The sequence below is a fragment of the Hymenobacter perfusus genome (genome assembly GCF_003944765.1).
In the GTDB taxonomy this organism is placed as follows: Bacteria; Bacteroidota; Bacteroidia; order Cytophagales; family Hymenobacteraceae; genus Hymenobacter; species Hymenobacter perfusus.
On record NZ_RWIU01000003.1, the window covers coordinates 1 to 20498 of the forward strand.

Sequence of the window (20498 nt, forward strand, 5' to 3'; positions counted from 1 at the left end):
CCTAGAGCAGATTTCAGGTTAGTGTACATGGTAGCCACAATGGTCAAACCAGTTTTTTGCGTCCTGTTCGGTTATCCAGTCGATGGCAGTTTGGATGACGCTTTCCAGCGCCTCTCGCGTGCGAGCCTGTGCGGTACGCAGCCAGGTTTTCAGCTTGCTGAAGGCCAGTTCGATGGGATTAAAATCGGGCGAATAGGGAGGCAGATACAGCAGGCGCGCCCCGCGGACTTCCACCCGTTCGGCTAGGCCGGCCACTTTGTGGGCCGGCAGGTTGTCGAGCACGACCACATCGCCGGGTCGCAACGTGGGGCCAAGTACCTGCTCTAGGTAAGCGGCAAACACGTCGCCGTTGACGGCTCCGCTTACGGTCATCGCCGCTTGCAAGCCGGTCGGGGTCAGCGCCGCCACCAGCGTCACGTTCGGCCCGCCGTGCAACGGCGTGGCTTGCGGGGCGCGGTGGCCGCCTTCGGCGCGGGCGTAACGGCGGCAGTAGGTCAGGTTCGTACTGGTTTCGTCCACGAACTTGAAACAGGTAACATCCTCGCTTTGTACGGCTTCGAGAAAGGCGGCCCGCAAGGCCCTCACGCGTTGGGTGTCGCGCTCGGCAGCGTGGACACTCTTTTTTTTCGCCGCCAATCCAGCGCCTGCACCGCCCGCCAGAGCGTGGTCTGGCTCACGGCCGGGCCGCCGATGGCGGCCAACCAGATGCAGAGTTCGGTCAGCGTGACGTCGGGTTCTTGGCGCAAGCAGGCGCTCAATTGCGCCTGAGCCGCCGCGTTCAGCACTGGCGCCGGGCCGCTATGTGGCGGCAAAGCAGCCACCGAACCGCTCGTGCGCTGGCGCCGACGTAGCTTGCGCACAAACGAATCCGACACGCTGAATTGCGCGGCCACTTCGCCAATTGTGCGGCCGCCTTGCTGACAAGCGGCCACCACACGTTCACGCAAGTCGGTGGAGTAGGCTTTCATCAACGGAATCTACACTAAAACCTGTACACAAACCTGGAATTCGCTCTAGGTAATGAACTGCCTGCTACCGTGTATTCTCTTTACCTAACTTGGCTCTGCTTAGCTGCTTGTCGTTAATCTGCTAGGATGCCCGAACTTGCTTCTTTTCAGCATCCGTGGCCGTTGACTGATGTATACGCGTGACTTTTGGCTGACTTTGCTGCTAAATCGTGTTAACATTGTATGTGTATTAAAATCTGATAGTTATCTATTTTGCAGGCTTCTTAGCCGAGCCGGGTACTACCCTTGGTGGGTGTTAGGGTATGCTATAATGACGTGATGCTACGTTACGCTCCGGCCTAGTGCGAAACTGTTTTTACGTAGGTATATAACGTCGCTCAGTCGGTTCCTGACATGTGTACTGATGAAATCAGCCGCCCAATCTGGTTATTCCAAAATACCGCACCGTCCGACTGGAAATAATCTTATTCTTATCCTGCGCATAAATCCGGCCTCGTTCTGCTTGATGCGAAGTACAGCCAGATTTATTAGGACTTTGATGCCGTTCAAAATATATAATTCAACAAATATTATGCAATTATAAATAGGAATATAACAAGGATTGGCTTTCGCTATAAAGTCGAGTTTAACTACAAATAACGAATAAGTGAGGAGTCAATAAATTAAGAACGAAGAAGTATCAAGTTTGTAGAGTATTTTTGCGCTGGATAACGGTACCGGAAAACAGATGTAGTAGAGGATGAATAATTTGAATATATATAGAATAGGATTATCGCATAAGACGTTGTTTGCTGACAAGTGGTATTTCTGGCACGAATTGTGAAAATGCTGCGCTTCTATGTAGGATAGTACAGTATTATATTTGAATAATGCACACAAGTATTGAAAATGTCCTCATCCATTGCTGAGCATCTTGCGTAAACCCCCGCAGATCAATGTTTGAGCACAAAATCAACTTAAGACCTTTTTTCTTCCTTTTGAACCTTTCTCTTTTTGCATAATTATGAAAAAATCTTACTTGAGTACAGTACCCTTAATCAGCCGACCTTGGCTTTGGGTAGTGTTACTGATGGGCTTGTTCGCTCCGCTTGCTATGCAGGCCCAGAGCATGAGCTATCAGGAGACTTTCAATGGATTGCAGGCTCGTGAAACTATTACTTCAGCCCAAGCTGCGGGAGAGTTTGATGAAGACCAACTGGTGTATAGCGGTACCGCTATTGCTTCGCCGGGTGTCAATCCTAACAACAACAACCCCAGCAATTACGCCGGGGCAAGTGGTGGACGCAGTATTGTGTTTGCAGAGCCTAGTCCCACAACGCAGGGCGTACAGGTAACCGCAAATACGGACTACACCCTTATCATCGATGGTCTGAACACGACAACTGCCGGTACCGGTGCTAATCCACGCCTGGAGTTTGGCTTGTTCCGTAGCGCTGGTTCACAGACCGCTGCTACCAATGAGTTCATTGCTGAGTATAGCCTGGACGGTGGAGCTAACTATACCAATATTGGTTTCACTCGCCCGGCTGCTAGCGGCAGTTGGGAATTTGTGGCTGTAAACACCACTATTCCGGCTGCTACCAATGTTCGTGTCCGTTTCACGCGGGTAGGCAATGCCAGCACCCGCCAGTATCGTCTGGACGACTTCATGCTGCGTGCGTTGTCTCCTGCGCTGTTCATTTCACCTGCTAGTCTGATCTTTCCAAACACTACGGTAGGTACCCAGTCGGCTGCTCAGCAGGTTACTGTCACTGGCACTGACCTAACTGGCCCTGTTACCGTAACAGCCCCAAGCGGTTTCCTGGTGCGTACCGGCTCCGATGCCTATGCTTCCACAGCTGTTCTGACCCAGGATGGGAGTGGCGGTGTCAGCCAGCAGGTTGACGTTGTATTTGTTCCTACCGCAACCGGTTCCTATTTCTCGCAGATTTCAGCAGCCAGCCCAGGTGCTACTACCGTTGCTACTAATGTGGCAGGTAATGCCACTGCACCGCCACCATCATTGACGGTAAGTCCCATTGCATTGCCGGACTTTGGCTCGGTGCAGGTAGGCCAGGTTTCTGCTGCTCAGACGTTCAACATACAGGGTTCTAATCTGACGAATAACGTAGTCGTTACTCCGCCGGCCGGTTTCCAGATTCGTCTGCCCAACGGTACGTTTAGCTCTGCTGCCATTACACTGGTGCCTTCTGCCGGTTCTGTGAACCAAAATGTTGAAGTGCGTTTCCAGCCTACAGTTGATGGTAACTACAATGCCCAGGTTGCAGTAACTTCGACGGGTGCTCCCGCTTCGGGAGTTAGCGTCAGCGGTACTGCTACTCCGGCTCCAACAGGTCCTTTTATCGTAGCAAACCCTACGGCTATCGATTTTGGAACGGTTTCAGCTAGTGGTTCGGCCCAGACGCTGACCTTCTCGGTCAATGCTGGCAACCTGACGGCTCCGCTGGTTCTGACCGGCTCGAACAACAACATCGTATTCCGTGATGCCACTGCTGGTGGTAGCTTTGTGAATGGCCCGATTATCATCAACCCGGCTCCCAATGGCTCAGTTTCGATCCGCAATATTGAGGTGCAGCTAACCGGCCCGATTGCTTCAGGTCCGTTCAGCGGCAGCATTACTGCTTCGAGCACGGGTGCTACCAGCGTAGTGGTGACCATCACTGCCAATAGTACGGGTAACAACTCGGTTATCAATGCCTCCGGTAACCTGAGCCTGTTTTCTACAGTACCTGGTGTAGCCTCATCGGTACAGTCCTATACCCTCTCTGGTTCTAACCTGCTCCAGGATATTACAGTAACTGCTCCGCAGTATTTCCAGGTATCCCTCGATGCTACGTTTGCCGGAGTGACTACCACGGGTAACACAATTGTAGTTCCTCGTAATTCCGGTCCCGATGTAACGGCTACTACAGTCTATGTGCGCTTCCTGCCGCCATCGGCGCTTAGTTCCTCTTCGCTGATTCTGAATTCCAGCAGCCCCGCTGTTTCGCAGGGTATTCCAGTGGCTGGCACCAGTGAGCCGACTATTCAGATTGCCAACGCTTTCCAGGAAGTACGCAACGTAGTCATCAATACTACTTCTGCATCGCAGGCACTGACCATCAACGCGCAACGGGTACTACAGCCGGTTACCATTTCGAAGAACCTTTCGACGAACCCACTGAACCCTGGCAACGTGCCACAGTTTGAACTGTCGCTGGACAACGTGACGTTCACTAACTCGGTGGTTCTGACGCCGAATGCTACTACATATAGCATTAACCAGCCTATCTATGTGCGCTACAAGCCTACATATCTGGGTTCGGCTCAGTCGACGCTACAGTTCCAGAGCAATGATTTCGCCAACAAGTCGGTACAAGCTTTTGGTGCTAATGATCTGCTGTCTGCACGCTCGATTGACATTGAGCCTACTCTGCGCAGCACTGCTACGGTAACCCGTAACAACACCACTGCTACGGTTAGCTTCAATCTGCCCGCTAACTATGCTGCCCTTGGCTACGGTGAAGGTCGTCTTATTGTCGCCAGCACAAATTCTGAGTTGCCGGCTAACAGCCAGCCCGCTGATGGTAACTCTTACCAGACGGGTAATCAGACGTATGGTCAAGGCCCGCAGATTGCCCCCGGTTTCTTCGCGGTATACTCCGGTTCGAACCAGACTGTAGTAGTTGATGGTCTTGATCTGGCTACCACCTATTACTTCTACACTTTTGAATACAACAACATTGATAACAACTTCAATGTGAGCGTAATCGGAGCGGAGAACTACCTGTCGCCGCCGGTGCCGAATACCATCCCTGGTATTATCGCTCCTTCGCCACTGCCCGTTACGCTGGTTTCTTTCTCGGCCAAAGTGAAAGGCAATCAGGTTGCGCTGAACTGGGTAACTGCTTCGGAGCTGAACAACAAAGGCTTCGAAGTACAGCGTAGCCGTGATGGCCGCTCGTTCGAAACCATCCTGACCCGTGAAGGCAAAGGCACTACCAGCGCCACTACCACGTACAATGAGGTAGATAAGAAGCCGCTCAACGGCCTTTCTTACTACCGCCTGAAGCAGGTGGATCTGGATGGCTCGTCGAGCTTCAGCTCGCTGGTAACTGTCAACTTCCTGAACTCGGGTGAGGTGACGATGTATCCGAACCCTGTGCAGGATCAGTTGACTATCGATGTAGCTGGCTCGGCCGAAGGTGTAACTGCTGTTATTACTGATATGACTGGCCGCCTCATCAGCACCCGCAAGCTGGGCGCTGACAGCAAGCTGGACATGACGAATCTGCAGGCTGGTACTTATTTGGTAACGGTTGGTGAGGGTGATGCAAAAGTTACCCGTCGTATCGTGAAGAAGTAAGGTATATCCTGCCGAACACTTTTGGAAAAAGGGCCTTCCCAATTGGGAAGGCCCTTTTTCGTTTTCAGTCTTAACCATTTCATAATATCTTGTAATATGACATTATAAAGTGTAAATTGTACTTTTGTAACTGTCTGAAAAGAGATGCCCACTATTTCCTAATGGCCTATGTTGCATTCATTTACTCGTTCAGTTTCTCTTCGGGGAAGGCAGATGACGTTGCAGGTCTTAGCAGTACTGCTGCTGCTGATCTGTCCTTCCTTCGTCAAGGCGCAGGTTGTCATCAGCCAGATTTATGGTAGCGGCAACACGGGCGGAGCAACCTACCGCAACGACTTCGTAGAGTTGTTTAACCGGGGAACAACTCCGGTCACTATGACCAACTGGTCAGTGCAGTATGCGTCCAGCGGCGGGACATTTAGCGGTAAGGCCACCGTAAATGGTATAATAGGAGCCGGCAAATATTACCTCGTGCAGTTGTCCGGTGGCACGAGCAATGGCGTTGCATTGCCCACTCCTGACGCCACGGGAGCTATTGATTTGAGCGGTTCGGCGGGCAAGGTCGTGCTGGCTAATACCACTGCTACTGTCACCTTCACGGCACCCAGTACCTTCTCATCTGGTAACGTCGTGGATTTTGTAGGCTACGGTGGAGCCGCCAATGCCTACGAAGGAGGCGGCCGGGCTCCTGCCCCGAGTACCACAACCAGTGTAATGCGCCTCAGTGGCGGCTGCACGGATAGTGACAACAATAACGCTGACTTCGGGGCAGTAGCTGTTGCCCCCCGTAACTCAGCTACGGCGGCTGCACCTTGCAGTACGGCCCCGGTTATTACCGGTTTTACACCACAAACGGGGCCGGCCGGAACAGTGGTAACCATCAGCGGTATTAATCTGGCGACTATAACAGGCGTCACCTTCGCGGGTACCAGTGCCACTAATATTCTGGCTACTACCAGCAACGTAACTGCTACCGTGGCGGCCGGCACGCCGATTGGTGCGGCAGCGGTAGTGCTGAACGATGGAACCACTGAGTATACTGCTACAGGTACGTTTGACGTAACGGCTCCTATTGCAACTCCCGCTATTACAGGTTTTACACCCGACCGTGGCCCAGTCGGTACGGTGGTTACCCTTAGCGGAACAGATTTTACCGGGGCTACTGCCGTACGGTTCAATGGCACGGCGGCCAGCAGCTACACCGTCACGAATGCTACTACCATCACGGCAACTGTTCCAGACGGGGCTACAACCGGTCCTGTTACGGTGACTACCGGCGGTGGCACGGCCACCTCGAGTACCAGCTTCAGCGTGGAAAACGCGGTGCCAACACTTGCCAGCCTTGATCCGGCTACGCAGGTAGCAGGCGCGGGCGGCTTCATGCTAACGGCTACCGGTGCCAACTTTATCCCATCTTCCGTGCTCTATTTCAATGGGGCGGCTCTCAGTACTACGTATCTCTCTGAAACGCAACTTAGCGCCACGGTGCCGGCTGCTGCCATTGCAACGGCCGGGGCTTATCCGGTTACGGTTACCTCGCCAACTCCTGGTGGCGGCACGTCCGGGGCGGTGACCTTTGTTGTGGCAGTACCGTTTGCTGGGTTAACGGAGCCCTTTGAACAGGGCAGTAAAGGCGGGTATGCCACAGGGAACGTATCGTTTGCCTCCGGTCCCTGGGAATTGAACAACGCGCTGGTGGGTACCGCAACTGGTGACGCCAAAAACGGAAGTAAATCAGTGCGGATTCAGAGTACGGGCCTGCTGACGATGCTATTCGACAAAATCGGCGGCGCGGCTGATATAACGCTTAAAGCCGCCAACTACGCCGGCGATACTGGTGGCGCTTTTGTCGTGGAAGTATCGTCTGACCAGGGCGGAACCTGGACGCAGGTGGGCAGCACGATAAGCCTGACTTCCACTGCACTCACTACGTTTAGCTTCACGGCCAACACCGCGGGCAATGTGCGGCTGCGCGTACGGAAAACCGCAGGTAACCGCATCAATATCGATGATGTAACCATTGCAGATTACGCGCCCACTAACGGGCCGGAAATAGATCTGGTACAAAATGCCAGTTCAATCTCCTCCAACGGGACTTATGACTTTGGTTTCGTAACGGCGGGCAATACTGCTTCCGGCACATTCATCATCCGAAACCTGGGTACTTCCGATCTGAAGTTGGGCAATCCGGCCGTGCAACTCACCGGCTCCGCCGATTTCACGCTGATGGCGCAACCGGCTGTTACTGTTCTGAGCAGCGGTAGTAGTACAACCTTCACTGTTACATTTGCGCCTACTGCCACCGCTCCGCAGACCGCCACGCTCCGCATTGCCAGCGACGATGCCGACGAAAGCCCGTATATCCTGAACCTCACCGGGGCCGTGCCGCCTACTTACACCTGGAACGGGACCGGCACCAACTGGGCCGCCGCCGGTAGCTGGACGCCTAATCGTGCCACCCCGAGTAACAGTGACGTAGTGGTGTTTGACGGATCTTCTACGCCAACCACCACCGTGACAGTTGATTTCAGTTCGCCCCAAACTATCGGACAGTTACTCATTCGTAACGCGGCCACGGTGGGTTTCAACAATACCGGCACCCGCACGCTAACCATCAGTAACGGCAGTGCCACGGGAGCAGACCTGATAATTACAGCCGGTTCCGGCCTGACGCTTACCAATACGGGGAGTACCGAAACTGGCCTCACGATGCAGCTGAGCACTGATGCTACCGCATCCATTGCCGGAGCAGTAGCATTTGAAGCCATTAATGCCAACACTGGGGCCCATCGGTTGATAGGGAGCGGGACCAATAGCATCGAGTTTTTGAGTGGTAGCTCCTTCCGAAGCGGATTGAATGTGTCCGGAACGCCCTTTGGGGCACTGACCGCCTATACTGGCAGCGTGATTTTCCGCAATGGCTCCCGGCTGGAGCAGGCTGGCGGCCTGCAGCCTTTCGCCATAACCGCGCCGGGTTCGGTAGTCACGCTGGAACCCACCAGCCAGTACGTGTACAGCATTCCGGATAATAACTCCGTGCCGCCGCTCAGTGGCCGCACATTTGGCCATCTGGAGTTTAACATAGGTACCGGCGTAAACACCTCCTCCGGGGCCAACGGCACACTTACTATCCTGGGTAACCTGAAGGTCAGCAGTGGTAACGTGGGCCTGAACCTGGACAATACCATTTCTATTGGCGGCAATATTCAGATTGATGCCGGCAGTACGCTTTCGTTTGCTCCGGATGCCGGCGGAATTGAAACCGTAGCGCTGAACGGCTCCACCACCCAAACCATAAGCGGAGCGGGTACGCTTACCTTCGGAAATACTTCACGCCTGCAACTGGATAACGCGGCCGGCGCAGTGCTTGCTCGGCCGCTGACTCTCGCGCGGTTGCAGCTGAGTACCGGAACGCTCACCACTACGGCAAGCAATCTGCTCACGTTAGCTGTGAATGCCGTGCTGACTGGCGGGAGCAATAGTAGTTACGTAGCTGGCCCGCTGGCTCGCCAAACCGGCGTAGTCACGACAACTTCTACCGATGTTACGTTTCCCATTGGGAAAGATGGCCACTACCGGCCCACTAGCCTGCGCATAAATGCCCAGGCCACCGCCACCACATACGTAGCCGACCTTCGGAACACTTCCGCCCGCTCCACGGCCGTGCAGGCTCCTTTAGCCCGCGTGTCCGGTATCCGGTTTATAACCATTACGCCCACGGTGCCACCTACCGGCTTCAGCGGCACAGTTACCCTGAGCTTCGATACCGATGACCAGGTAACAGATCCATCGGCGGCTTCCTTGGTCGTAGCCAAACGGAGCAACGGTGGCGCATGGGAATCCATCGGGCGGTCGGCCAGCTCGGGGGCTGGAGCGGGCGGCACTTTTGTGGCCGGTTCGCTGACATCGGATGCCTTTACTTCGTTCAGCGACTTTGCGCTGGCCAGTACCGACCCTAGCTACGCCCTGAATCCCTTGCCAGTAGAGCTTGTATCTTTCACGGCGCGTCGCCACGGCTCGCAGGTGCGCCTAGCGTGGCAGACGGCAGCCGAGCATAATAGTCAGTATTTTGAAGTGCAGCGCAGCCCTGACGGTCACAGCTTTCAGAAAGTAACCACTGTAAAAGCCAAAGGCACTGCCGCCCGCTATGAAGCCTACGACCCGCAGCCGCTCCGCCAGGGCATGGCTTACTATCGGTTGCGCCAGGTAGATACCGATGGAAAGGAGGCGCTGTCAGCGGTGCAGGTAGTGGGTAGTCAGTTGAATATAAGTGTGTATCCTAATCCGGCCCACGCCGAGCTACGGGTGGAGCTGCCAACTGCGGAAGTAGCCCGTTACCGCATACTGAATGCCGCTGGAAATACGGTGGTTACTGGTAGCCTCACCGGAACTGCTACGCTACCTATAGCTGGCCTGCCGGTTGGGTTGTACCATCTGCAAGTGACTACCGCTGTTAGCCGTACCACGCACCGATTTGTGAAACAATAAATAACAAAATGTCAACAAAAAGAGCCTGTTTCCAGCTGGAAACAGGCTCTTTTTGTTAGGAAGCGAATCAGATAAGTTAGTGCTACACCGAAAAACTCTCGCCGCAACCGCAGGTACGGGAAGCGTTAGGGTTATCAAAGTAGAAGCCTTTGCCGTTGAGGCCATCCGAGAAATCCAGCTCCGTGCCGGCCAGATACAGGAAGCTCTTCATATCAACTACCACGCGCACGCCCTTGTCCTCAAACTCCTGATCCATCGGCTTCACCTCGTTATCGAAGTCAAGCTTATAGCTCAAGCCCGAGCAGCCGCCGCCGGCCACCGAGGCCCGCAAACGGTACGTCGCATCCAGCTCCGCATCCTGCATGAGCTTTTCAACTTTCTCTTTGGCTTTGTCAGAAACGGTAATCATGGGGCAACAAGCTAGTTTCGGCGGCCCGCCAGGCAGACCGATGAAGGATATTTCAGAAGCAGAACATCAAAGATACGCTGCTTGTTCAGAAACATTCTAAGAACTTGGGTTCAAAACCACGCTGAACACGGTAATCGTGCTCAAGTCGCGGCCATAATAGAGCTTATCCAATGCCTCGTATACGTTGTGCGCCCGGAAGTAGGAGGTCTGCAACTCCCGGTCGCCGCGCGTGCGCCACTGTATAGTATAAGAGCTTTCCTCGTCGCGGTAGCGCTGCACGTAAGCCAGCATCCGGCGCAGCACTTCCAGCTTGTCATACCCGGTTTCGTAGCGAAACAGAAAGCTCTGATGATGGCGTGGGTTTACCGTTATCAGGTCGAGCCGCGTGAGGCCGTCGAGTTGCCGGAACTCAAACAGCAGGTTACCCGGTCCCAGAGCCAGATAATCTTCAATCTGCCGCTGAATCCGGGCACTCTCAACGTGTACGTCGGTAGGGGAGAGGTCCATGTGTGGAGAATCTAAAAGTCAGGAGGTACAGAAAAGAGCCAGAAGATAAAATGACCAACCGCAAAGGCAGGTGCATTTCATCTTCTGGCTCCTTAACTACTTGCTACCAGACTAGTGGTGCGACTTAGCCATTTCCAGCTCCGGCAAACCGTTTTTTACGCGGTAGTCGTTAATGGCCGATTTGATGGCATCTTCGGCCAGCACCGAGCAGTGAATTTTTACCGGCGGCAGAGCCAACTCCTCCACAATCTCCATGTTGTCGATGGCCAGGGCCTCATCAACGGTTTTACCCTTCAGCCACTCTGTCGCCAAGGAAGACGAAGCAATGGCCGAACCGCAGCCAAACGTCTTGAATTTGGCATCGGTGATGGTGTTGGTCGTCTCGTCTACCTCAATCTGCAGACGCATTACGTCGCCGCACTCAGGAGCACCTACCAAGCCGGTGCCTACGTTTTTCTTGCTTTTATCCAGCGTGCCCACGTTGCGGGGGTTGCTGTAATGGTCGATTACCTTATCGGAGTAAGCCATGGCTTTTGATGAATTTAGATGTCAGATTTTAGAACTCAGAACCTAGAATAAGAACCAATGCAAAGCTCTTGGTTCTTAGTTCTAAGCACTAAAAATTAATGCTCAGCCCACTCAATCTTATCGAGGTCGATGCCTTCTTTGAACATCTCCCACAGGGGCGACATTTCGCGCAGCTTCGTGACGGCCTCTTTTACGTGGTTGATGGCGTAATCGATCTGCTCGTCGGTAGTGAAGCGGCTCAGACCGAAGCGCAAAGAGCTGTGGGCGAGGTCGTCGCTCAGGCCCAGGGCTTTGAGTACGTAAGATGGCTCCAAAGAGGCAGAAGTACAAGCCGAGCCGGACGAAACGGCGAGGTCTTTCACGCCCATCATCAGGCCTTCACCTTCCACGTACTTAAAGCTGATGTTGGCTACGTGCGGCAGGCGGTGTTCACGCGAACCATTAACGTAGCTTTCTTCCAGAGTCAGCAGCTCTTTTTCCAGCCGGTCGCGCATGGCGCTCAGGCGGGCCGTGTCAGCGGCCATTTCCAGCTTGGCCAACTCGCAGGCCTTACCCAAGCCTACAATGCCGGGGACATTCAGCGTGCCGGAGCGCATGCCCCGCTCGTGTCCGCCACCGTCCATCTGGGCGGTAACTTTTACGCGGGGGTTTTTGCGACGTACGTACAGTGCACCTACGCCCTTAGGACCGTACATCTTGTGGGCCGTGAAGGCCATCAGGTCGATGCCATCGGCAATGACATCCACCGGAATCTTGCCGACAGCCTGGGTGCCATCCGTCATGAATAGGGCGCCGTGCTTGTGGGCAATGGCGGCAATTTCGCGGATGGGCTGGATGGTGCCGGTTTCGTTGTTGCCGTACATGATGGCCACCAGAATGGTTTCCGGTGTCATGGCAGCTTCCAGCTCGCTCAGGCTGATGAGGCCTTCGGAATCTACGGGCAGGTACGTAACCCGGCCCCCGAGCTTCTCAATGTGCTTGCAGGTATCGAGTACGGCTTTGTGCTCGGTAGTGGTGGTGATGATGTGGTTACCCTTCTGGGCGTACATCTCAAACACACCCTTGATGGCCAGGTTGTCGGATTCCGTAGCCCCCGAGGTGAAGATAATTTCCTTGGGATCACAGTTGATCAGGCTCGAAATCTGCTCCCGGGCGTAATCCACTCCTTCTTCGGCAGCCCAGCCGAAGGGGTGATTACGGGAAGCCGCATTGCCGAACACCTCGGTCAGATACGGCATCATAGCCTCCAGAACCCGGGGGTCAAGGGGCGTGGTTGCGTTGTTGTCGAGGTAAATAGGTAGCTTGAGCATGGCTCGGTCGTCAGTCAGGTTTCAGCGGAGAATCATTCGCAGGTAGAACACAAAAAACCGCGTACGGGTTTTACTTTCTTCCCACATTTGCAACTACAAAAGTAGAACAAATCCAAAGAAGCCGCGCTATGGCCCGGCTTCCCTTTTTCGATCAGCTGATGCTCACCAACCTCGAACACCTGGGTCTTGCCGTAAAAGACCTGGAATCGGCCACCGCTTTGTACACCACTTTGCTCGGACAGGAGCCTTATAAGCGGGAGCACGTGGCCTCCGAAGCCGTGGATACGGTGTTTTTTCAGGTAGGCGGCTCCAAAATTGAGCTGCTGGCCGGCACGTCGCCCGACAGCGCCATCACGAAATACCTGGACAAAAAGCCCGAAGGCATTCACCACGTGGCCTTCGAGGTAGACGATATCCGGGTAGAAATGGTGCGGCTGCGGGCGGCCGGCTTTACCATCCTCAACGACGAGCCCAAGCGCGGGGCCGACAACAAACTGGTCTGCTTTATTCACCCAAAATCCGCCAATGGCGTGTTGGTGGAACTTTGCCAGTCGATTTAACCGCTATGAATATCCGATTTTTACGAGACGAAGCCGACGCGGCCGTGGACGTGCTGCTGTTGCAGCAGGTAATCCTGTACCCCACCGATACGGTATGGGGCCTGGGCTGCGACGCCGAATCGTCGAAGGCCGTGGACCAGATTTACAAGCTCAAGCAGCGGCCCGCCGAAAAAGCCTGCATCGTGCTGGTGGCTGATGAGCAGATGTTTGCCCGCTACGCCGAGGTGGTGCCGCCGAATCTGCCCGAGTTGCTGGCGGCCCAGACGCGGCCTACTACCTACGTGGTGCCCGGCAGCCGGCTGCTGGCTCCCAACCTGCTGGCCCCCGATGGCACGGTGGGGCTGCGCGTGGTGCAGCAGGACGAGTTCTGCCGGCTGGTGCTGCGGCGGCTGGGCCACGGGCTGGTTTCGACGTCGGCTAATCGCAGCGGGGAGCCAACCCCGGCCATTTTCAGCGAAGTGGACCCGAAGCTGGTGCGCGAGGTGGAGCACGTAGTAAACTGGCGGCAGGATGACGGAAGCCGCTCCCAGCCTTCGCGCGTGGTGCGGGTGCTGGCCGATGGCCGGCTGGAGGTGTTGCGGGACTGAAGTGTCAGCTTGGCGGGTTACTTTTCCCATTTGACGGTATCAAACCCGAATTCAAGTCTAACCTTACTCATTGCTTACTATGAAATTCTCCTTCAAATCTCTGTTCGTACTGGCCGCTTTCGCTCCTTTCGCTTTGGCTTCCTGCTCGGAGAAAACTCAGGAAAACGCGGAAGCTACCGCCGAAAGTGCCGCCAACGATGCCGCTGCCACCGCTGAGAAGGCCGGCGACGCCGTTGAAAACGCTACTGACAAGGCTGCTGCCGAAGTAAAAGAAGAAACTACCCCCACCGCCGGCGACACGGCCGTAGTGGTTGAGAAAACCACTACCACGGTAGTAGAAGAAACCCCCGTTAAAAAGTAGTTCTGTCCCACGGCAGTGTACGAAAAGCTCCTCCGGCCCGCGCCAGAGGAGCTTTTTTACTGTCCAACCCGCCTCGTGTTGCCTGGGCCGTAGGCCGGCACCTGCTACCTTTGTGCCATGAAACAGCCCCAACTGCCCGATTTGCCCTTGTTCCGTACCATTGCTGAGGCCGCCAGTGTGCTGGGCTACCCGGCCTACGTGATTGGGGGCTTCGTGCGCGATTTGGCGCTGGAGCGCGGCAGCAAGGATGTGGATGTGGTGTGCGTGGGCGACGGTATTGCCTTGGCCCAGGAGGTCGGGCGCCGCCTGCCCGGCCGGCCCCGCGTGACGGTGTTCAAGAACTTCGGAACGGCCATGCTGCCCACGCCCGAAATTGAGGTGGAGTTTGTGGGAGCCCGCAAGGAAAGCTACCGCGCCGAAAGCCGCAAGCCCGAAGTAGAAGCCGGCACCCTGGAAGACGATTTGGCCCGCCGTGACTTCACCATCAATGCCCTGGCCCTGAGCCTGAATCCGGAGCACTTTGGAGAGCTGGTGGACCGCTACGACGGCATGGGCGACCTGCAGCGCAAGCTCATCCGCACCCCCCTCGACCCCGACATCACCTTTTCCGACGACCCACTGCGCATGCTACGGGCCATCCGGTTTGCCACCCAGCTCAACTTCGATATCGAGCCCGATACGTTTGATGCGCTGGCCCGCAACAAGGAGCGTATTAAGATCATCTCGCAGGAGCGGATTACGACCGAGCTGAATAAGATTATTATGGCTCCGAAGCCGAGCTACGGCTTTAAACTGCTGTTCAGCTGCGGGCTGCTGCAACTCATCTTCCCGAAGATGGCGCAGTTGCAGGGCGTGGAAAAAGTGGGCCAGCACGCGCACAAGGACAACTTCTACCACACGCTGCAGGTGCTCGATAACGTGGTGGCAGCCGGCGGCGACCTGTGGCTGCGCTGGGCCGCCATCCTGCACGATATTGCCAAACCCGCCACCAAACGCTACGACAAGCGTGTGGGCTGGACCTTCCACGGCCACGAGGATAAAGGGGCGCGCTGGGTGCCGGGCATCTTCACGGATCTAAAACTGCCACTGGGCGAGGAAATGCGCCAGGTGCAGAAGCTAGTGCGGCTGCACCTGCGGCCCATTGCGCTGGTCAAGGAAATCGTGACAGACTCGGCTGTGCGCCGTTTGCTGTTCGAGGCCGGCGACGATGTGGACCGCCTGATGCTGCTGTGCCGGGCCGATATTACCAGCAAGGACCACCAGCGCGTGGCCCGCTACCTGCGCAACTTTGATGTGGTGGAGGAGAAGCTGAAAGAGGTGGAGGAAAAGGACCACCTGCGCAACTTCAAGCCCGTCATCACCGGCGAAATCATCATGGAAACCTTTGGCTTGCGACCCAGCCGGGAGGTAGGCGAGCTGAAGGAGGCGCTACTGGAAGCCATTCTGGAAGGCAAAGTGCGCAACGAACACGACGAGGCCTTCGCACTGCTGCTGGAGCTAGGGAAGCAGAAAGGGCTGAGCGTCGTATCAAAGTAGCCTGACCAATAGTCATTAAAAAAAGCCACCGCCTCCCGGAATACTCCGGGAGGCGGTGGCTTTTTTGGCGCAGAGCAAGGCTAAACAATGAAGGCAGCTCCGGCCGTCCTGTTGCAGCAGGAGGGTAGGCCGGGGCTGCCTTCGGGTCTCACCTTTTCACTCACAAATGGACCCTGTATAGTTGAGACTTGCTCTGCGTGTTGGCAGGTCAGATGCACAAACCAGTACAGCCGTTGCCTGGGCAAGAACTGTTCCAGCAATATTCAGCATCTGACATGTAGAACGAATGAACGGCTAAAGGGTTGCGCCGCTGCCTGAGATAAGGCGTTGAGTAGCAGTTGGTGGCGAAAAGAGAAAAATAAAGGTTTTGGCCGGCTGAATTACTCTACGGAGCGAACAGCTGCCGCACCTACGGCCTCGCGGCGCACCTGGCTGGGTTTGCCGCTGTACTCAATCACGCTGGCCCCGATGGCCTCGGCCTTCAGCTCCTCCGTCACCCGCAGGCGCACCTTGGTGGCACCCACGGCTTCGATATCGGCGCGGCGGGCGGTGAAGTCGGCGGCGGCTACGTCACAGGCACCGGCTCCTTCAATGGTGAGCTGCTCGGCTTCGCCTTGCAAAGCAGCCTGGCAGCCGCCGGCCAGTTCCAGCCGCAGCTTCTGCAGGTTGGCTTTCAGCTTGAGCTGGCTGCCGCCGGCCTGGGTCACGCTCAGGTCGCCAGAGTTGAAGCCGCTGACCTCGGCGTGGGTGCCGCCCACCAACTCCAGGTTGTTGAGCTCCGGCGTTTCAATGATGAGCAGTACGTCATCCTGGTCGCCGCTGCGGGAATCGAACAGGTCGCGGTTGCGGGGGCTGATGGTCAGCTCCTTGCCGTCGCGGGTGACTTTCAGGTCGCGCAGGGCGCGGCCGTTGCCGGCGGCGCGCACGGTGTAGGTGCTGCCCTGCCGGATGATGGCCCGGTAGCCGCCCACAATGCTCACTTGGTCGAAGTCGGTTTCCTCGAAGGTCTGACGCTCGGAGCCGTAGGAGTTTTCGTCTGTGTTAATCGGCTCAATGCTGTCGAAGCTCAGTTTCACGTCGGAATCGTCGCGGCCTTCGTTGTAGTCGTTGCTGTTTTCGTCATTATCGGTATCCCGGGCGCGGAGGTCGTCGGCGGTGCAGCTAATACACTCTACTTTGTTTCCCGTCATGCGGTAAATGCCGTTTTCGGGGTGGTGCGGGGCCTGGCCGTTCACGTAGTCTTCGTCGTTGAGCCAGTCGGCAAACCGCTCACTCATGCGGAAGGTGCGGCCCCGGGGCATAAGCAGGCGCAGGCGCATTTCCTGGTCGCGGTACCGGGCGCTGGGCTGGTAGGTGAAGTGGTCATCCACGCTCAGCGTCGAGTCGTTGAGGATGCGCAGGTTGTGGCTGGTGGAAGTGGCCGCCGTGCGGCGGGCCAGGGAGTCGGTGGCACCTTTGGCCGAGATGATGCGCTCTAGGCGCGGGGCCTGGGCACTGTCGATGCCCACGATGTCGAGGTCCACCCACTTATCATTATTGAGCTGGCGACGCTCCAGCACGAGGCGGGGACTGGTCAGGCCGCCCAGGGTGGTGGTCTGGGTAATTTCCTCTTCCCGTTGAAACTCGCGGCCTACCCGCACACCAGCCACCGAGCTGCCCACGATTCCCAGCAGCCACAAACCCAGCAGCGTGAGAGAAGCCGTGCGGCTCAGAATGGTGCGGCGCAGTAGCAAGCCCACGCCCATCAGCAGCAAGGCCAGGGCCGGGATGGCAGTGAGCAAAAAGAACGACAGCACCGCCCAGGACGAAATGTCATTGAAGAGCAGGAAGGGCTGCAGCGGGCCGAATTCCAGGTTATCCGACGAGGCAATGAGGCCCAGCCCTACGCCCAGCGCAATGATGATGGAAAGCAGCAGGCTAAACCCGGTCAGGGTGAGAATACCACCGGCCACTACCCGGATCAGCGAGCCAATGCCGTTGATAAGGGGCCGGACGTTGCTAAAGGAATCCTCCAGGAACGTGCCTACGGGGCGGTTATTTACCGGTCCGGCCTCGGAGCCGGCGGCGTAGGGATTGTTGCGCAGGTTCTCATCCAAGGCCGACAGCGTGACGGCGTCGCCGCGCATGCGGAGCTTGTCGGAGGCGGTTTTCGCCTCCGGCAAGAGAATCCACAGGATGATGTAGAGCCAGAAGCCCAGGCTGCCGGCAATGAGCAGCAGCAGGAAGGCAATGCGCACCACTACCACATCTACCCGCAGGTAAGCGGCCAACCCGGCCGAAACCCCGCCGACTTTGCCGTTGTCGGTGTCACGGTAAAGCTTTTTAAACGCCGGGTCGGTGTCGGGGTCGGTCGTGTCGTAGCGTTTGGGCAGCACCACCCACAGAATGATATAGGCTAACAACGTGATACCCGCTACTCGCTCGCCAAAGTTGTTCAGTGGCGTATCGTCGAACACCGCCGGCACGGCCAGAAACAACACCAGCAAGCCTATACGAATCCAAAGCGGGTTGGTACCGAAGTAGTGCGCCAGCCCGGCCGCTACCCCGGCCACCTTGCGGTGGGCCATGTCGCGGTACATTTGCTTAGGTGCGGCTTCCGTGGTATCGGCGTCGGCAGCGGCTTCGGGACCGGACTTGGCGCGGCGACTGGCGCCGGAAGTGCTGCCGGCGTAGGTGCCCTGGGCCGAGCCATTGGCTACGGCTTCGGCCAACAGCTCCTCCTCGTCCTCGGCCTCATCGGCGCTCTGGAAGTCGCGCACCCGGCCCATTTTGGTGGTCATGGCTTCCACATCCTCCAGGGTAATCACCTGCTTGAGGCCGGAGAGGCGGGCGGCGAAGAGCTCGGCAATGCGGCTCTCGATGTCGGCCACAATTTCCTCGTGGCCGCGGTAGCCGCTGAAGTGGGCTTTCACTTCCGCCAGGTAGCGGCTAAGCACTTCGTAGCCATCTTCCTCAATGTGGAAGATCATGCCCTGAAGGTTGATGCTGATGTTCTTTTTCATCTCAGTGCTGCAACTAGTCAAGAATAACTGGTAGGGGGCGGTGCTTAGAGCAGCGCGTCAGGGGGAGAGGGCGCATCCGGCGGGGCTACCGTGAGCGGGGCCGGCGTGGGGGCGGCCGGGGCGTGGGGCTTCTGACGGATGATGCGGATGGAGTCCTGGACTTCCTCCCAGGTCAGACGCAGCTGGTGCAGAAACTCCTGGCCGTCGGGGGTGAGGGTGTAGTACTTGCGGGGTGGGCCGGAGGTGGATTCCTTCCAGGTGTAGTCCAGCAGGCCCGCGTTCTTGAGGCGCGTCAGCAGCGGGTAGAGCGTGCCTTCCACCACAATCATGCGGGCGGCGGTGAGCTCTTCGAGCATATCAGACGCATACACCTCCCCGCGGGCAATGATTTCCAGAATGCAGAACTCCAGGATGCCCTTCCGCATCTGCACTTGGGTGTTCTCGACTTTCATGGGCTGAGGCAGATATACGGTGAAGAATGAGACAAATATAACGGAAGGTACTATGCGACGCAAGGTACTGGTGAAAATTATTTTCAGGAAGCTGAATATTCATTTGCCCGTCGTGGTAAAAGAGGACAGACGACGGCCCGCGAAACGGCAGAAAACCCGCTTTTTACCGCGTAAAATGCGGTTTGACCGAGAACTTAAAACCGCCCCGCACTATTAATGAGTATCTTGCGTTGCTGCCGCGCTGCTTCTTCTTTTCTGAGATACTATCTGGCTTCACTTTCTATGCTTCACTTTTCCCGTACTACCGTCCTGCTGCTGGGGGCTGGTCTGACTGTATTGGCGGCCCGCCCCGCGCTGGCCCAGGACAAAACGCCCAAGTACAGCAATGAATTTCTCAACATTGGGGTAGGGGGGCGGGCCCTCGGGATGGGAAAAGTGCAGGCTAGCTTAGCCGACGATGCCACGGCCGGCTACTGGAACCCCGCCGGCCTGGTGAACCAGAAAACCAAGTACGATGGCGTGCTGATGCACTCCGAGCTGTTCTCGGGCATCGTGAAAAACGACTACGCCAGCTTCGGCATGAAGCTGGATGAGAAGAGCGCGCTGGGCGTGAGCTTTTTCCGGCTGGGCGTCGATGACATTGCCGACACCCGCAACCTGGTAAACGAGTACGGCTACATTGATTACAATAACATCCGCTACTTCTCGGTGGCCGATTACGCCGCTTTGGTGTCCTACGCCCGCCAGATTGGTAACATTGAGGGCCTGCAGGTGGGCGCCAGCGCCAAAGTCATCTACCGCAACATCGGGTCCTTTGCCAACGCCTGGGGCTTTGGGGTGGATGCCGGCGTGCAGTACCAGCGCAACGACTGGCGCCTGGGCCTGATGGCCCGCGACATCACCACCACCTACAACGCCTGGACGGTGAACCCGGAGGAGTTCGAAGGCTCAGCCAACGCGCTGGATGAGCTGCCCAAAAGCAGCACCGAAATTACGCTGCCCACCTTCGTGCTGGGAGCCAGCCGCCTGTTTAAGCTCCCCGGCGAGTTTACCGCGTTGCCCGCCCTGGATCTGGAAATCACCACCGATGGCCAGCGCAATACCCTGGTTTCCACGAGTGCCGTGAGCCTCGACCCGCGCGCCGGCCTGGAAATCGGCTACAAGCAGCTGGTGTACCTGCGCGGCGGCGTGGGCAACCTGCAGCAGGTGCAGGCCTTCACGGGCAAGGAGGAGTGGAAGGTGCAGCCCAGCTTGGGCGTAGGCCTGGCCCTGAGCGGCCTGCGGCTGGATATGGCCCTTTCCCGATTGGCCGTGGAAAAGCTGGGCCAACGCTCTCAGCCCACCTCCATCATCGTTTCCCTTGGCTACGGCATCAAATAGAGTTGACGGTTGGTGGTTTTGGTTGTCAGAACTGTTCAGGTAACCGACAGCTACCACCCATCAAC

Annotated in this window: 15 protein-coding genes; 7 read left to right on the plus strand and 8 right to left on the minus strand. The window is 56.6% G+C overall.

Annotated elements, in window-relative coordinates; all coding sequences use genetic code 11:
• Nucleotides 1-18 precede the first annotated feature (18 nt).
• Both EI293_RS09990 and EI293_RS09995 read right to left on the minus strand, forming a co-directional pair.
• Nucleotides 19-585, minus strand: coding sequence for an IS630 family transposase (locus EI293_RS09990; protein WP_246010602.1), 567 nt, complete (start codon nt 583-585; stop codon nt 19-21).
• On the minus strand, nt 582-968 hold the full coding sequence (locus EI293_RS09995) for a helix-turn-helix domain-containing protein (RefSeq protein ID WP_125437184.1): 387 nt from the start codon (nt 966-968) through the stop codon (nt 582-584). The genes EI293_RS09990 and EI293_RS09995 overlap by 4 nt, the downstream gene beginning before the upstream one ends.
• Nucleotides 969-1971: 1003 nt before the next feature.
• Between EI293_RS09995 and EI293_RS10000 the strand changes: the two genes are divergently transcribed.
• Both EI293_RS10000 and EI293_RS10005 read left to right on the plus strand, forming a co-directional pair.
• The gene (locus EI293_RS10000; RefSeq protein WP_125437186.1) at nt 1972-5313 is read left to right on the plus strand and encodes a T9SS type A sorting domain-containing protein; all 3342 of its coding nucleotides are present in this window, start codon (nt 1972-1974) and stop codon (nt 5311-5313) included.
• A gap of 213 nt (nt 5314-5526) precedes the next feature.
• Nucleotides 5527-9801, plus strand: coding sequence for an IPT/TIG domain-containing protein (locus EI293_RS10005; protein WP_170170332.1), 4275 nt, complete (start codon nt 5527-5529; stop codon nt 9799-9801).
• A gap of 82 nt (nt 9802-9883) precedes the next feature.
• Here EI293_RS10005 and EI293_RS10010 read toward each other — a convergent pair whose 3' ends face one another.
• From EI293_RS10010 to EI293_RS10025, 4 genes are all read right to left on the minus strand, one after another.
• Nucleotides 9884-10210: a HesB/IscA family protein gene (locus EI293_RS10010; RefSeq protein WP_125437190.1), complete on the minus strand. Its 327-nt coding sequence runs from the start codon at nt 10208-10210 to the stop codon at nt 9884-9886.
• Between the two features lie 96 nt (nt 10211-10306).
• Nucleotides 10307-10717, minus strand: a complete 411-nt coding sequence (locus EI293_RS10015; protein WP_125437192.1) for a hypothetical protein — start codon at nt 10715-10717, stop codon at nt 10307-10309.
• A 111-nt stretch (nt 10718-10828) separates the two neighbouring features.
• Entirely contained in the window at nt 10829-11245 is a 417-nt protein-coding gene (gene iscU / locus EI293_RS10020) for a Fe-S cluster assembly scaffold IscU (RefSeq protein ID WP_044001465.1), read from the minus strand.
• 95 nt (nt 11246-11340) lie between these two features.
• Nucleotides 11341-12555, minus strand: a complete 1215-nt coding sequence (locus EI293_RS10025; protein ID WP_125437194.1) for an IscS subfamily cysteine desulfurase — start codon at nt 12553-12555, stop codon at nt 11341-11343.
• 158 nt (nt 12556-12713) lie between these two features.
• Between EI293_RS10025 and mce the strand changes: the two genes are divergently transcribed.
• From mce to EI293_RS10045, 4 genes are all read left to right on the plus strand, one after another.
• Nucleotides 12714-13115 (plus strand): methylmalonyl-CoA epimerase, encoded by a 402-nt coding sequence (gene mce / locus EI293_RS10030; protein ID WP_125438014.1) that lies wholly within the window; start codon nt 12714-12716, stop codon nt 13113-13115.
• Nucleotides 13116-13120: 5 nt separating this feature from the next.
• Nucleotides 13121-13702 carry an L-threonylcarbamoyladenylate synthase gene (locus tag EI293_RS10035; protein WP_125437196.1) on the plus strand — a complete coding sequence of 194 codons (582 nt, stop codon included), beginning with the start codon at nt 13121-13123 and terminating at the stop codon, nt 13700-13702.
• 79 nt (nt 13703-13781) lie between these two features.
• Entirely contained in the window at nt 13782-14063 is a 282-nt protein-coding gene (locus EI293_RS10040; protein WP_125437198.1) for a hypothetical protein, read from the plus strand.
• Between the two features lie 117 nt (nt 14064-14180).
• Nucleotides 14181-15599 carry a CCA tRNA nucleotidyltransferase gene (locus tag EI293_RS10045; RefSeq protein ID WP_125437200.1) on the plus strand — a complete coding sequence of 473 codons (1419 nt, stop codon included), beginning with the start codon at nt 14181-14183 and terminating at the stop codon, nt 15597-15599.
• Nucleotides 15600-15979: 380 nt separating this feature from the next.
• Here the strand turns inward: EI293_RS10045 and EI293_RS10050 are convergent, their stop codons facing one another.
• Nucleotides 15980-18601 carry a PspC domain-containing protein gene (locus tag EI293_RS10050; protein ID WP_125437202.1) on the minus strand — a complete coding sequence of 874 codons (2622 nt, stop codon included), beginning with the start codon at nt 18599-18601 and terminating at the stop codon, nt 15980-15982.
• Between the two features lie 44 nt (nt 18602-18645).
• Nucleotides 18646-19053, minus strand: coding sequence for a PadR family transcriptional regulator (locus EI293_RS10055; RefSeq protein ID WP_246010603.1), 408 nt, complete (start codon nt 19051-19053; stop codon nt 18646-18648).
• A gap of 282 nt (nt 19054-19335) precedes the next feature.
• On the opposite strand from EI293_RS10055, the gene EI293_RS10060 reads away from it, so the two are divergent.
• Nucleotides 19336-20433, plus strand: coding sequence for a putative type IX sorting system protein PorV2 (locus tag EI293_RS10060; RefSeq protein ID WP_125437204.1), 1098 nt, complete (start codon nt 19336-19338; stop codon nt 20431-20433).
• Nucleotides 20434-20498 lie beyond the last annotated feature (65 nt).

What these genes read in the sequence shown, in the direction of transcription:
- EI293_RS10055 (WP_246010603.1), bottom strand. Translation starts at nt 19,053, where the DNA reads ATGAAAGTCGAGAACACCCAAGTGCAGATGCGGAAGGGCATCCTGGAG.
- EI293_RS10015 (WP_125437192.1), bottom strand. Translation starts at nt 10,717, where the DNA reads ATGGACCTCTCCCCTACCGACGTACACGTTGAGAGTGCCCGGATTCAG.
- EI293_RS10045 (WP_125437200.1), top strand. Translation starts at nt 14,181, where the DNA reads ATGAAACAGCCCCAACTGCCCGATTTGCCCTTGTTCCGTACCATTGCT.
- EI293_RS10010 (WP_125437190.1), bottom strand. Translation starts at nt 10,210, where the DNA reads ATGATTACCGTTTCTGACAAAGCCAAAGAGAAAGTTGAAAAGCTCATG.
- EI293_RS10035 (WP_125437196.1), top strand. Translation starts at nt 13,121, where the DNA reads ATGAATATCCGATTTTTACGAGACGAAGCCGACGCGGCCGTGGACGTG.
- iscU (WP_044001465.1), bottom strand. Translation starts at nt 11,245, where the DNA reads ATGGCTTACTCCGATAAGGTAATCGACCATTACAGCAACCCCCGCAAC.
- EI293_RS10000 (WP_125437186.1), top strand. Translation starts at nt 1,972, where the DNA reads ATGAAAAAATCTTACTTGAGTACAGTACCCTTAATCAGCCGACCTTGG.
- mce (WP_125438014.1), top strand. Translation starts at nt 12,714, where the DNA reads ATGCTCACCAACCTCGAACACCTGGGTCTTGCCGTAAAAGACCTGGAA.
- EI293_RS10060 (WP_125437204.1), top strand. Translation starts at nt 19,336, where the DNA reads ATGCTTCACTTTTCCCGTACTACCGTCCTGCTGCTGGGGGCTGGTCTG.
- EI293_RS10040 (WP_125437198.1), top strand. Translation starts at nt 13,782, where the DNA reads ATGAAATTCTCCTTCAAATCTCTGTTCGTACTGGCCGCTTTCGCTCCT.
- EI293_RS10005 (WP_170170332.1), top strand. Translation starts at nt 5,527, where the DNA reads ATGACGTTGCAGGTCTTAGCAGTACTGCTGCTGCTGATCTGTCCTTCC.
- EI293_RS10025 (WP_125437194.1), bottom strand. Translation starts at nt 12,555, where the DNA reads ATGCTCAAGCTACCTATTTACCTCGACAACAACGCAACCACGCCCCTT.
- EI293_RS10050 (WP_125437202.1), bottom strand. Translation starts at nt 18,601, where the DNA reads ATGAAAAAGAACATCAGCATCAACCTTCAGGGCATGATCTTCCACATT.
- EI293_RS09995 (WP_125437184.1), bottom strand. Translation starts at nt 968, where the DNA reads ATGAAAGCCTACTCCACCGACTTGCGTGAACGTGTGGTGGCCGCTTGT.